Raw genomic sequence first — 12,516 nt, 5'->3', positions numbered from 1 at the left:
CAAGCACCGCGGGTGCAAGCGTCTGCGCCCGCCGCCCCGTTCCCCGTGCCCCTCAGGGCACCAGTCCGTGGTACTTGCCTCCCAGGGCGACGGTGGCCTGGAACATGCCCGCCTTGCTGCCGCAATCGTAACGCTGCCCCTCGTAGCGGTGCGCCAGCACCGTCCGCGTGCCCATCAGCGCGGCAATGCCATCGGTCAGCTGGATTTCATTGCCCGCGCCCGCCTGGGTGGCCCGCAACTGATCGAAAATCTGGGGTTCGAGCACATAGCGTCCCACCACCGCCAGCGTCGACGGGGCTTGCTCGGGCGCCGGCTTCTCGACCATATGCGTGACCCGTGCCGTGCGGTCGTCGAGCGGCTGAGCGGCCACGATGCCGTATTTCCGGGTTTCTTCGCGCGGGACGTCCTGAACGCCCAGCACGCTGGCCTCGTGGGCGTAGGCGGTATCCATCAATTGCTTCAGCACAGGCGTGTCGGCGTCGATCAGGTCGTCGGCCAGCAGCACGGCAAAAGGCTCATTGCCTACGGCCGGCTCGGCCGTCAGTACGGCGTGACCCAGCCCCAGCGGGGCGGACTGCCGGATGTACAGGCAATTGACGTGAGCCGGCAGTATGCCGCGCACCATCTCCAGCAGCTCGATCTTGCCCTTGCTTTCCAGGTCGGCCTCGAGCTCGGGTGCCGAATCGAAATGGTCTTCGATGGCGCGCTTGTTTCGTCCGGTGACGAAGATCAGGTCGGTAATGCCCGCCGCCACGGCTTCTTCCACGGCGTACTGGATCAGCGGCTTGTCCACCACCGGCAACATTTCCTTGGGCATGGCCTTGGTGGCGGGCAGGAAACGCGTGCCCATTCCGGCGACAGGGAAAACGGCTTTGCGGATTGGGCGCATGAGAACCTCGAGATAAAAATGTCAGGGCCGGCAAAACTTTTGCCGACGGTCGCTATCATATTGCAATGAACCGCAGGCCTATGACATTCAGAACCCCGATTTCGATTGTGCAGCGTGCGCTGGTCGGCGCCCTCAGCCTGGCATTGGCATTGCCAGTGGCGCCTGCGCTGGCGCAACCCGTGGGCCTGCCTTCAATGGGCGCGGCGTCCTCGGCCGACCTGCCCCCGGCGCTCGAACGCCAACTGGGCGAAGCCATCATGGCCCAGGGCCGGCGCGACCCAACCTACATCAACGATCCGGAACTGCGCCAATACCTGACCACCATGGCGCACAAGCTGGCCGCTTACGCGCCGGGGGCCGTCCCCGATGTCGAGGTATTCGGCGTGCGGGACCCCGATATCAATGCCTTCGCCATGCCGGGCGGATTCATCGGCGTCAATAGCGGCCTGATTGTCGCGTCTACCAGTGAATCTGAACTGGCATCGGTGCTGGCTCACGAAATCGGCCACGTCGTGCAACGCCACATAGCGCGAGGCATGACCCAGCAGAGCCAGACCGGCGTGGTCATGATGGCCAGCCTGGCCGCGGCCCTGCTCGCCGCGCTGGCAGGCGGGGGCGGCAATCTGGCGCTCGGCGTAGCCACATTCGGACAAGCCGCGGCCATCAATCGCCAGCTGGGTTTCTCGCGCGATGCCGAACGCGAGGCCGACCGAGCCGGCTTTCAGATGCTGACGCGGGCGGGGTACGACCCCCAGGGCATGGTACGCATGTTTTCCCGGCTGATGAGCGCTTCGCGCCTGAACGAGGGCATGGGCGGCGGCGCCTGGGCGTCGACCCACCCGTTGTCCATCGAGCGTATGTCCGACATCCAGAACCGCAGTCGCAGCCTGGCGTCGGAACGCCACCAGGACAGCGATGCCTTCTGGTATATGCGCGCCAAGATGCGGGTCATCCAGGGGCGCGACGCGGTCAGCCTGCGTACGGCCGGACAGCAGATGCAAGACGACGCTCGCACCCTGACCGGCGTGCAACAGTCGGCTGCCTATTACGGCCTGGCCCTGCAGGCGTTCCAGCGCAACAACCTGGAAGAGGCCCAGCGTTATCTCGACCAGGCCAGTGCCGGGCAGGCCAGCCCCTATCTTGCGCGCCTGGGTATCGATCTGGCCGCCGCGCGCAAAGACGCTGCGCGCGCGGTGGAGCTGGCTGGTGCGGCCATCAAGCGCTGGCCGCAGCAGCGGGCGCTCGGCATCGCCTACGCGCAGGCGCTGCAGGGCGCCGGGCGTCACGCCGAGGCTCAGGCTTATCTGCGCGAGCGCATCCAGCAATGGGGCGATGAAGAGCCTGGCCTGTACCAGATGCTGGCCCAGAGCGAAGACCGCAATGGCCAGCCCGTGCAGGCGCGGCGCGACATGGCGCGGTATTACGTGCTCACGGGGGCCTATGCGGCGGCGGAATCGCAGTTGCAGCAGGCCCGTTCGCTGTCTCGCGACTTTTACGAGCAATCGCAGATCGACGTGCAGATCCGCGACGTCAAAGAGAAGCTGACCGCCGAGCGCGAACTGCTGGAACGATTCAAGAGCTAGACGCGCGCGGCGACAGCCCCTGGTATGCCCCGGCCGGCCGAAGTGCCGGACCCATTCCGGGCGCCATCCCGCGCCGCGCTGCCTTACCGTCCGGTTTCAAAGAAGCGCCCCAGGCGCTGAGGCAGCCACCCCAGGTGGGCCGGGAAAGGGCCTGTCGGAAACCCGGCGTGGCCGCCTTCGGCCGGCTGGTGCAGCAGAACGTGGGCCGAGCAATCACGCGGTATGGGCAGCGCGCTCGCGGGCAGGAAGGGATCGTTGCGGGCGTTCAGTACCAGCGTGGGTACCTCGATGCTGGCCAGCCATGGTTTGCTGGACGCGCGCGTCCAGTAGTCGAGCGCATTGCGAAACCCGTGCATGGGCGCCGTATAGGCGTCGTCGAAGTCCCGCAGGTCGCGTGCGTGGGCAATGCGCATCACATCGATGGCGCCGGGAAAGCGACGCGCCTTCTCGAGCACCTTGTGCTTCATGGTTTTCAGGAAATGCGCGCTGTACAGGCGGCGATTGATGAACCCTTTCGACAGCGTGGTGCCCCCTGCGACGAGGTCGAGCGGCACGGAAACCCCCGCGCAGGCCGCCAGCCAGGACACGGCGCTGCCCTGTTCACCCAGGTGCTTGAGCAAGGCATTGCCGCCCAGCGATACGCCCACCGCGTGCCAGCGCGCATGTGGAATGCGCGCGCGTACGGTGTCGAGCATGAAGCCCACCTCGGTAGAGTCGCCGGAATAATAAGCGCGCGCCAGGCGGTTGGGTGCGCCCGAGCACCCCCGGAAGTGCGCCACGGCGACGATCCAGCCGCGCGCCCGGAAGTGGTGGGCGATAGATTGCGCATAGCGGCTGGTGCTGCCGCCTTCAAGCCCGTGCAACAGCAGCAGCGCGGGGGTATCCGGCGTTTGTGGCAGCGACAACCAGTCGGCATCGGTGATCCAGCGCGCGGCCGCCGTCTTGCCGGGCACCACGGGCGTGCGGTTGTTGATGGGCTGGCCGTCTGCGCTTTTGTGCGGGAACAGCCCGGGCCCGGTCCAGTCGATGTCGATGAAGTCGGTATCGGGCGTGTCCACCCGCTCGCGCACGAACGCGATGTGATGATGCTGCGCCACGAAGGCGGCGTAGATCGTCTGGCTGTGCCGATCGGGCAGCCAGGCGGGAACGGGGCAGGGCGAGGTATCGAGTCGGGCAGTGGTCAAGCGATCCACCCGCTCAGTGCAGCCGGTCGGGCACGTCGTGCAGATCGAGGACCCCGGCATCGGCGGGCGCCGGCGAGGCATGGTGCATGACCATGCGCCAGCCGGTGGGCCCCTTGTGGTAGATGTTGGTGGCGTAGCAGTTGGCGTGTTGCGTACCGCCGCGCGTACGCACCGTGACCTGTTCAACCAGCGTATGCACCGCACACATCATGCTTTGCATGACGACCGGGCGCATCGGGCGGATATGCAGCGGGCCCGCCGCCAGGGTTTGTTGCCACGATTCCTGTACGGCCATGTGGCCGACCACGCGCAGCCCGCCGGGATGGATGCAGACGACTTCTTCGTCGTCGGCCCAGATCTGCCGCAGGCGGTCGGTATCGGCTTGCTCGAGCGCTTCGTAGAAGGCTTGCTCGGCTTCTTCAGGAGTGGCGAACATGGCGTATCAGTGGCCCCGTACGACGGTGCCCGGCTTCAGCCGGTATTCGGCGCCGCAATAGGCACAGCGGGCCGACCCCGTGTGGGTGACGTCGAGAAACACGCGGGGATGCATGCTCCAGAGGGGGGCCTTGGGCCCCGGGCAGTACACGGGCAGGTCTTCGGCCCCGACTTCAATGGCTTCGGGGGAGGGCGCGGCGGCGGGAGCGGCTGCGTTCATGGGGTTTTCCTGAAAAGACATGGGTGAATGTGGGCTGCGGTCAGACCGGAGTGAGCCAGTGGGCGTATTTGGGGTTGCGCCCGCTGACCAGCTCGAAGAACGCGGTTTGCAGTTTCTCGGTGACCGGTCCGCGGCGGCCTTCGCCGATCTTGCGGTTGTCGACTTCGCGGATGGGCGTGACCTCGGCGGCCGTGCCGGTAAAGAAGGCTTCGTCGGCGATATAGATGTCGTCGCGCGTGAGGCGCCTGGTCACGACGGGTATGCCGAGGTCGCCGGCCAGCGCGTGCACGGTGGAGCGCGTGATGCCCGTTAGGGCCGACGCGATTTCGGGCTCGCACAGAATGCCGTCTTTGACGATGAAGACGTTCTCGCCGGCGCCTTCGGCCACGAACCCTTCGGTATCGAGCAGCAGGGCTTCGTCGTAGCCGTCGTGCAGGGCCTCGGCGTTGGCGATGATGGAATTGGCGTAGGTCGTGGCCACCTTGGCGCGCGGCATCGTGACGTTGACGTGCTGCCTCGCGAAAGACGACACTTTCACACGTATGCCCTGCGCAAGGGCCTCTTCGCCCAGGTAAGCGCCCCATGGCCAGGCGGCAATGGCAACGTGCACTTTGGCGCCTTTGGGCGACACGCCCATCTTTTCAGATCCGTAGAACACCAGCGGGCGCAGGTAGCAGGACTCGAGCTGGTTGGCCCGCACCACTTCGACCTGCGCGGCATTGAGGGTATCGGCGTCGAACGGAAGGGGAATCTGGTAGATGTGCGCCGAATTGCACAAGCGGCGCGTATGGTCCTGCAGGCGGAAAATGGCAGTGCCCGAGGCGGTCTGGTAGGCGCGCACGCCTTCGAACACCGACAATCCATAGTGCAGGGAGTGGGTCAGCACATGCGTGGTGGCGTCGCGCCAGGGCACGAGCTTGCCGTCGTACCAGATGTAGCCGTCGCGATCTGCCATCGACATGGTTGTTTCCCCCTGAAAGTGGCGCCTATTGTATCAAGCAGCAAGGGTACAATGCCGCTCTTTCAGCGCCAACGCAGAGGCCGGCGCCTCGCCTGTGGAACTTGCAGGCGTGAAGGTGCTTTTCTTTGATGAGTTCCATGCCGTCCAGTTCCACTTCCCAGCAAGCAATCCATGCTTCCTGATCCCGCCGGCCCATCCGAAGATCCCCGACTGGTGCGCCAGGAACGGCTGGCCGCGTTCCGCCAGGGTTTCAACGCCATTGTCCCGGCCCTTATCGCCACCGCCACATGGGGGCTGGTCACCGGGGTCGCGATGGTGAAGTCCGGCCTCACCGAATCGATGGCCCTGGCCATGACCCTGCTGCTGTATGCGGGGTCGGCGCAACTCACCTCCCTGCCGCTCATCGCCAGCGGGGCTCCGCTATGGCTCATCTTCATGGCGGGCTGCGTGGTCAACCTGCGCTTCATCATCTTTGGCGCCGCCCTGCATCCGTTTTTCCGGCACCTTTCATGGCCCCGCCGGCTTGGGTTGGGTTATTTCACCACCGATATGGGCTTTGTCCTGTTCATGCCGCGCTTTGGCGATGCGGCCGAGCGCGGCACGCGCCAGCAGCTCTGGTTCTTCCTGGGCACGATCGCGCCGGGATGGATCGTCTGGCAAAGCTCATCGATTGCCGGAATTTACCTGGGGGCACTGGTGCCCACTGCGTGGTCGCTCGATTTTGCCGCCGTCCTGGCGCTGCTGGCCATCACGGTGCCCTTGGCGAACTCCAAGCCGATGCTGGTTTCCATGCTGGCAGCAGGGCTCACGGCCTGGGTGGGGCAACTGCTGCCCCTGCGGCTCGGGCTCGCCGCGGCCGTCATCGCAGGCATATTGGCCGGCATCTGGGCCGAAAAATATTTCCGCAAAGTGGGGCGCACATGACGTTCTGGCCGTCCGAGATCTATGTGTATTCCGCCATACTGCTGCTGGCATTGTGCAGCGTGCTGACGCGGGCGGGTTACATGCTGTTCGGCGATTACCTGCCATTGCCCGACGGGGTGCGCCGCGCCTTGCGGTACGCGCCCGCGGCGGCCCTTACCGCCATCATCGTGCCCGACCTGCTGCCCTGGAAGGCCGGCGCTGGTCCGGCGTTCGACTACCGACTGGTGGCAGCCATGGTGGCGGTGGTGGTGTTCCTGAAAACGCGCAGCGCGGTGGCCGTCATTGTGGCGGGCATGATGGTGCTGTGGGCCCTGCGCTGGCTGGCCGGCTGAGTCCCGCTGCCGGCTGAGCTAAAATAAAGTTATCCACAGCAATCCGGGCTTGGCAGCATACTCGTTTTGTTCTTTTTCACTGCCCCGGCATCTGCCCATCCTGATGACTGACTCCAATACATCCGTAGCACCCAGGGCTGACGCCCCCACCCCGACTTTCGCCGACTTCGGACTGCATCCTCAACTGCTCGAGTCGGTGGTCGCCACCGGTTACACCACGCCCACGCCAATCCAGGCGCAAGCGTTGCCGCCGGTGATGGCGGGACGCGACGTCATGGGCGCCGCGCAAACCGGCACGGGCAAGACGGCGGCCTTCACGCTGCCCATTCTGCACAGGCTGATGCCCCTGGCCAACAGCAGCGCATCGCCCGCGCGCCATCCCGTGCGGGCCCTGATCCTCACGCCCACGCGCGAACTGGCCGACCAGGTGTACGAAAGCGTCAAGCGGTACAGCAAGCATACGCCGCTGCGCTCGGCGGTGGTGTTTGGCGGCGTCGACATCGGGCCGCAGAAAGAAGCGCTGCGGCGAGGTTGCGAAGTGCTGGTGGCCACGCCCGGGCGCCTGCTGGATCACGTCGAACAGAAAACCGTCAACCTGAGCCAGGTCGGCATCCTCGTCCTCGATGAAGCCGACCGCATGCTCGACATGGGCTTCCTGCCCGACCTCGACCGCATCGTCAGGCTGCTGCCCCAGCAGCGCCAGGGGCTGCTGTTCTCGGCCACATTCAGCAACGAGATCCGCAAGCTGGGCCGCACCTACCTGAATCAGCCGATCGAAATCGAAGTCGCGGCGCGCAACGCCACGGCCGACACGGTCAGCCAGATTGCCTACCAGATGCCCAGCGACGCCAAGCGCGCCGCCGTGGTACACCTGGTGAAGTCGCGCGGGCTGAAGCAGGTGATCGTGTTTTCGAATACCAAGATCGGCACCGCGCGCCTGGCGCGCGAGCTCGAACGCGATGGCGTGCGGGCCGAGTCCATCCATGGCGACAAGAGCCAGGCCGACCGCATGAAGGCTCTAGAGGCCTTCAAGGCCGGAGAACTGGAAGTGCTGGTCGCCACCGACGTGGCGGCGCGTGGCCTGGACGTGGCAGGGGTGCCCTGCGTCATCAACTACGATCTTCCGCACAACTCCGAAGATTACGTCCACCGTATCGGCCGCACCGGGCGTGCGGGCGCCTCGGGCGAAGCGATCGCGCTGTTCACCGCCGACGAGGCGCGTTACCTGCAAGATATCGAAAAGCTGATCAAGCGGCCGGTGCCGCGTGGCACGCTGGAAGTCCCTCAGGATCTTGTCGCCCGCAGTCATACCCGTGAACCGCGCGAGTCGCGCGCTCGCGGCAGCAGCGGCCGTGATCGCCGCGGCGCGTCGGCGTACGCCGCACCGCGCCAGCCGGTCGATGATTTCTTCTACAAGCCCTACGAGCCCTCTGAGTCGGCCTCGCAAGCGGCCGAGGCGCGGCCCGAGTCGCGGTCCAATACACCCAAGCGGCAGGTCGCCGTATTGCTGGGCGGCAGCCGCAAGCCCTGAGCGCCGGACTAGGCCGCCAGCAGCGCAGGCACGTCGGGCAACTGGGTTGCTATGGGCGGGCTGTCGGGCCCCAGGCTGTCGAGCAGGCGCTCGAGATGGCCGATATGCGGCGACATAGGGCCGTAGAACACCACCCGCGGCCCGATCTGCACCAGCAGCGTCGGAAAATTCTCGACGTCTTCGTCGCCCAGCAGGTCCGGGTGATCTTCGATATCGGCCCACACAAACACGCGTTGCGGCTGCGAGGCCGCCAGATCCGCCAGCCGGGGCCGGTACTGGCTGCAGGTATCGCACCAGGCCGCGCAGAAGCAGGCTATCAGCCAGGTGTCGGTGCTGCGTGCGGCCAGCGCCGCGCGCAATGCTGGGGTGTCGGATCCGGGAATAAGCAAGGACATGGCATCAGAATCGCAGCGTGTTTGCGACTATGATACCCGGCATGTCATCAGACAGGTTTACCTCATGATTCCTCCTCGTCCCGATACGTTGCCGTCCGGCGCACGCGCTGCCGCGGTCGGTGCCGCTGGCGTCGCCCAGGCCTTCAAGCGCGCGCTGGTGTCGCAGCTGCATCCCAGCATGCTGCTGGCCGTGCTGCTGCCGTTCGTGATCGCACTGCTGGGCGCTTTGCTGCTGGTATGGTTGTTCTGGACGCCGCTCACCGACTGGCTCAACGTCCAGGCTTCGGAATGGCAGGTCGTCAATAACGTCGACGCGTGGCTGGTTGGCGTTGGCCTGTTCTCTATCAAGCTGTATTTCATTCCCGTCATTGCAGCGGCCATCCTGTTGCCGGTGTCGGGCATCCTGGGGCTCGCGATTGCCGCGGTGTTCGTCATGCCGCTCGTGCTGCGTCATGTCGGCGCCCGCGAATACGCCACCGTGTCTCGCCAGGGCCGAAACGCTACCGCCTATAGCTTGTGGAACGCCGTCTGGGTCAGTGCCGTGTTCGCGGCAGGCTGGGTGCTGACCCTGCCGTTCTGGCTCATCCCCCCCATGGCAGTATTGCTCTCGGTTTTCTGGTGGGCGTTCGCCTTCACGCGCATGCTGCGCGTGGATGCCATCGTCGAGCACGCCAGTCCCGCCGAAAGGCGCGTACTGCTCGAGCGGCACAATACCGGTTTCTGGATCATCGGGCTGATCTGCTCGCTGCTGAATCTGCTGCCGCCGGCCTGGATAATCCTGCCTGTCTATTCGGGTCTGGTGTATGCACACTACGGCCTCGAGGCGCTGCGGCGCCTGCGCCAGGAACGCGTCATCGAAGCCTGATCATTCTCCCCGACACCATGGTTGATACCCCGTCCCGCCGCATTGGCCTCATCATCGTCGGCGATGAAATCCTGTCGGGTCGCCGGCAGGACAAACATTTCTCAAAAGTGGTCGAACTGCTGAACGCGCGTGGCCTGCGTCTTTCGCGCGCCGAAATCCTGGGCGACGACCGTGCGGCGCTCACGGACGCATTGCGCCGCAGCTTCAGTTCCGGCGACATCGTGCTGGTCTGCGGCGGTATTGGCGCCACACCCGACGATCACACCCGCCAGGCCGCGGCGGCAGCGCTGGATGTGCCGCTGTGCCTGCATCCCGAGGCCGAGGAGGCCATCACTCTGCGGGTGGCCGAAATGGCTGCCAAAGGGCAGGGCAGTCCCGATATGGCTGCCGCCGAGAACCAGCAGCGTCTGCAGATGGGGGTCTTCCCCGCCGGCAGCGAGATTGTGCCGAACCCGTACAACCGGATCCCCGGCTTCTTCATCCGCGACCACACCTTCGTTCCCGGTTTTCCGGTCATGGCCTGGCCCATGCTCGAATGGACGCTCGACACGCGTTATGCCGCGCTGCATCATCGAGAGGCGCATATCGAGCATTCCTTTCTGGTGTTCGGCCTGCCCGAATCCCGCGTGGCTCCCGTCATGCAGACGGTGGAAGAACGCTGGAATGCAGTGCGGGCCTTCAGTCTGCCCAGTGTGGGTACCGACGGGAGGCCGCCTCATATCGAACTGGGCGTCAAGGGCGACCCCGATCAGGCGGCGCAGGCGCTGGCCTTTCTGCAGCAAGAAGTCCTGCAGCTGGGCGGCCGTCTGAGCCCCTGACCCAGTGCCAGGGCCCACGCGCCCACGCGGACGCTTTCCGGCTGGCAGCCTACATTTCCCCTGATTCGGACCGCCGAAAGGCGCGTCGGCCTGCACTGTTGCGAGCCGACAGATCGGCGCGGCCGGGTGGTTTCGGTCGGGTCGATCCCGTGGTGAGGCCGGTCCCGGCGAAAATCGGGACCGAATATTCGTCCGATTGCAGTCCGCCGGGTTGCCAAAAACCCGGCAAGATTTCACAATACGGGAAGTTGGCTCCTGTTGCACTGCGGTAACGCTGCCTTTCCCTGACCAGACGGTCTATCCCGCTTTTACCACCATCGTGACTTCCACCATGTCAGCTAGCGTGCCGGGCTCGGACAGCGAGCATGCATCGGCCCAGTCTCCTATTGCGATCCAGGTGCTGGAGCGCGCCATGCGCCTGCTGGATGCGCTTGCCGCGCATTCCGATCCCGTGACTTTGAAAGAGCTGTCCGCCACCACTGGGCTGCATGCCTCGACCGCGCATCGCATACTCAACGATCTCGTAGTGGGGCGATACGTCGAGCGCGTCGATAACGGGCTGTACCAGCTCGGCATGCGCCTGCTTGAGCTTGGCTCTCTGGTGAAGGGGCGCCTGAACGTTCGCGAAGCCGCGATTTCGGCCATGCGCGCCTTGCACAAGCTTACGGGGCAAACCATCAACCTGTCGGTCCAGCAGGGCGACGAAATCGTCTATATCGACCGCGCCTGGAGCGAACGGTCGGGCATGCAGGTGGTGCGAGCCATTGGCGGGCGCGCGCCGCTGCATCTCACCTCTACCGGCAAGCTGTTCCTGTCCACGATCGATGCGCGCCAGGTGCGGGCCTATGCAATGCGCACGGGCCTTGCCGGGCATACGCGCAACAGCCTCACCGACCTCGACCGCCTTGAACGCGAACTTGCGCTGGTGCGCCGGCACGGGTATGCGCGCGATAACGAAGAACTCGAACTCGGCGTTCGCTGTATAGCGGCCGGAATTTTCGACGACACGGGCAAGCTGGTGGCCGGCCTGTCGATATCGGCGCCCGCCGAGCGGTTGCAGGACGAATGGATCCAGGCCCTCGTGGACGCCGCCCGCAATATTTCGGAAGCGCTCGGATACGAGCCCACCGTGGCGCCGAATGGGGCGGCCAAGGGGCTGACGCCCCATCCGGCGCGCGTGTGAAGCAGTCATGGTGGCTGCGTCTGGCTGCGGCTCGACCGCAGCAGTCGCGCAATAAAAAACCCCCGGCATTGCCAGGGGTTCAGGCGCCCGAAGGCAAGAATTATTAGTCTTATTGTTGCGGTACGCCGGCCTTCTTGAACAGTTCGGCCCACTGCGGAACCTGTTGCTTCACCTTGTCCTCGAGTGCCTTCGGGTTGGCGTCATCGTTGAGCACTTCGGCGCCCAGCCCGGCCATGCGTTCCTTGAACTTCGGATCGGCCATGCCGGTCTGCAAGGCCTTGACCAGCTTGTCGACCACGGGTTGCGGCGTGCCTTTGGGCACCCACATGCCGTGCCAGATACCCACTTGGAAGTCCTTGAACCCGGATTCGTCCATGGTGGGCAGATCGGGCAGGGTGGGCACGCGCTTCAGGCTGGTAACAGCATAGGCCTTTACCTTCTTGCCCTTGATGTGCTGGGTCGTGTTGGTGGTTTGGTCGCAAAGCATGTCGACCTGCTTGCCCAGCAGGTCGTTCATGGCGGGACCGGTGCCCTTGTACGGGATGGTGAGCAGGTCGACCCCCAGCGCGTCCACGAGCATGGTGCCGCACAGGTGGCTGGCGGCCCCGATCCCGGCGTTGGCCAGCGACACCTTGTCCTTGTTCTGCTTGACGTACTCGACCAGCTCGTTGATGTTGTTGGGCGGGAAGTCTTCGCGCGCAATCACCGTCATGGGAACGTCGACGACCAGGCCCACCGGAACAAAGCTATCGGTGGGGTCGTAGCCGGGATTTTTATACAGCGACGCAGCGGTGGTGAACCCCAGGTGCATCAGCAGGACGGTGTAGCCGTCGGGGTCGGCGCGCGCGACGTGCGACGTGCCGATGGTGCCGCCCGCGCCTGCCTTATTTTCGACGACCACCGTCTGCCCCAGCGTGGGCCGCATGGCTTCGGCCAGCGAGCGCGCCACGTTGTCGGTGGGGCCGCCGGCAGCGAACGGCACCACCATATTTATGGCCCGTTCCGGGTATTCAGCCTGAGCGGCGCCAGCAGCGAGCAGGGCGCTGGCGGCCAACATTGCCGAAAGCGTACGGGGTATAAATTTCATGAGGTCTCCTGTGCCGCATCGTGCGCGGCGGTGTTTGAACTGGGCGGACGGGCTCTCTTGGAGGGTCTTCGGCCGGTGGTCAGTGTAGAAAACAATATCCGCTCCGTCA

14 protein-coding genes are annotated in these 12,516 nt (G+C 65.2%); 7 read left to right on the top strand and 7 right to left on the bottom strand.

What is annotated here, in order from left to right:
• Nucleotides 1–52: 52 nt before the first annotated feature.
• A complete protein-coding gene (galU, locus tag ACV17W_RS08360; RefSeq protein ID WP_462595960.1) occupies nucleotides 53–889 on the bottom strand; it encodes a UTP--glucose-1-phosphate uridylyltransferase GalU in 837 nt (278 codons plus the stop codon).
• 65 nt (nucleotides 890–954) lie between these two features.
• On the opposite strand from galU, the gene ACV17W_RS08355 reads away from it, so the two are divergent.
• On the top strand, nucleotides 955–2,472 hold the full coding sequence (locus ACV17W_RS08355) for a M48 family metalloprotease (protein WP_462595959.1): 1,518 nt from the start codon (nucleotides 955–957) through the stop codon (nucleotides 2,470–2,472).
• Nucleotides 2,473–2,555: 83 nt separating this feature from the next.
• Here ACV17W_RS08355 and ACV17W_RS08350 read toward each other — a convergent pair whose 3' ends face one another.
• Genes ACV17W_RS08350 through ACV17W_RS08335 form a run of 4 tightly spaced genes read right to left on the bottom strand, consistent with a single transcriptional unit; the run spans nucleotide 2,556 to nucleotide 5,272 of the window.
• Entirely contained in the window at nucleotides 2,556–3,656 is a 1,101-nt protein-coding gene (locus tag ACV17W_RS08350) for a YheT family hydrolase (RefSeq protein ID WP_462595958.1), read from the bottom strand.
• A gap of 13 nt (nucleotides 3,657–3,669) precedes the next feature.
• A complete protein-coding gene (locus tag ACV17W_RS08345) occupies nucleotides 3,670–4,092 on the bottom strand; it encodes a YybH family protein (protein ID WP_462595957.1) in 423 nt (140 codons plus the stop codon).
• A 6-nt stretch (nucleotides 4,093–4,098) separates the two neighbouring features.
• Nucleotides 4,099–4,311, bottom strand: coding sequence for a zinc-finger domain-containing protein (locus ACV17W_RS08340; RefSeq protein ID WP_462595956.1), 213 nt, complete (start codon nucleotides 4,309–4,311; stop codon nucleotides 4,099–4,101).
• Nucleotides 4,312–4,351: 40 nt separating this feature from the next.
• Nucleotides 4,352–5,272: a branched-chain amino acid transaminase gene (locus ACV17W_RS08335; protein ID WP_462595954.1), complete on the bottom strand. Its 921-nt coding sequence runs from the start codon at nucleotides 5,270–5,272 to the stop codon at nucleotides 4,352–4,354.
• A 171-nt stretch (nucleotides 5,273–5,443) separates the two neighbouring features.
• Between ACV17W_RS08335 and ACV17W_RS08330 the strand changes: the two genes are divergently transcribed.
• From ACV17W_RS08330 to ACV17W_RS08320, 3 genes are all read left to right on the top strand, one after another.
• Nucleotides 5,444–6,196, top strand: a complete 753-nt coding sequence (locus tag ACV17W_RS08330) for an AzlC family ABC transporter permease (protein ID WP_462595953.1) — start codon at nucleotides 5,444–5,446, stop codon at nucleotides 6,194–6,196.
• A complete protein-coding gene (locus tag ACV17W_RS08325) occupies nucleotides 6,193–6,528 on the top strand; it encodes an AzlD domain-containing protein (protein WP_462595952.1) in 336 nt (111 codons plus the stop codon). The genes ACV17W_RS08330 and ACV17W_RS08325 overlap by 4 nt, the downstream gene beginning before the upstream one ends.
• Before the next feature lie 103 nt (nucleotides 6,529–6,631).
• Complete coding sequence (locus tag ACV17W_RS08320; RefSeq protein WP_462595951.1) at nucleotides 6,632–8,059, top strand: DEAD/DEAH box helicase; 1,428 nt, start codon at nucleotides 6,632–6,634, stop codon at nucleotides 8,057–8,059.
• An 8-nt stretch (nucleotides 8,060–8,067) separates the two neighbouring features.
• Here ACV17W_RS08320 and ACV17W_RS08315 read toward each other — a convergent pair whose 3' ends face one another.
• Nucleotides 8,068–8,454 carry a thioredoxin family protein gene (locus ACV17W_RS08315; protein ID WP_462595950.1) on the bottom strand — a complete coding sequence of 129 codons (387 nt, stop codon included), beginning with the start codon at nucleotides 8,452–8,454 and terminating at the stop codon, nucleotides 8,068–8,070.
• Nucleotides 8,455–8,518: 64 nt separating this feature from the next.
• On the opposite strand from ACV17W_RS08315, the gene ACV17W_RS08310 reads away from it, so the two are divergent.
• The 3 genes from ACV17W_RS08310 to ACV17W_RS08300 all read left to right on the top strand — a co-directional run bounded on the left by ACV17W_RS08310 (nucleotide 8,519) and on the right by ACV17W_RS08300 (nucleotide 11,320).
• Complete coding sequence (locus ACV17W_RS08310; protein ID WP_462595948.1) at nucleotides 8,519–9,319, top strand: EI24 domain-containing protein; 801 nt, start codon at nucleotides 8,519–8,521, stop codon at nucleotides 9,317–9,319.
• A 17-nt stretch (nucleotides 9,320–9,336) separates the two neighbouring features.
• Nucleotides 9,337–10,137 carry a competence/damage-inducible protein A gene (locus ACV17W_RS08305; RefSeq protein WP_462595947.1) on the top strand — a complete coding sequence of 267 codons (801 nt, stop codon included), beginning with the start codon at nucleotides 9,337–9,339 and terminating at the stop codon, nucleotides 10,135–10,137.
• Nucleotides 10,138–10,468: 331 nt separating this feature from the next.
• On the top strand, nucleotides 10,469–11,320 hold the full coding sequence (locus tag ACV17W_RS08300) for an IclR family transcriptional regulator (protein ID WP_462595946.1): 852 nt from the start codon (nucleotides 10,469–10,471) through the stop codon (nucleotides 11,318–11,320).
• Between the two features lie 109 nt (nucleotides 11,321–11,429).
• On the opposite strand, the gene ACV17W_RS08295 is transcribed toward ACV17W_RS08300, so the two are convergent.
• Nucleotides 11,430–12,407 (bottom strand): tripartite tricarboxylate transporter substrate binding protein BugD, encoded by a 978-nt coding sequence (locus ACV17W_RS08295; protein WP_462595945.1) that lies wholly within the window; start codon nucleotides 12,405–12,407, stop codon nucleotides 11,430–11,432.
• Nucleotides 12,408–12,516: the final 109 nt, after the last annotated feature.

It is taken from the genome of Bordetella sp. MIP270_01_BMS, assembly GCF_054958705.1.
This window is presented reverse-complemented; position numbering and strand designations above follow the sequence as displayed.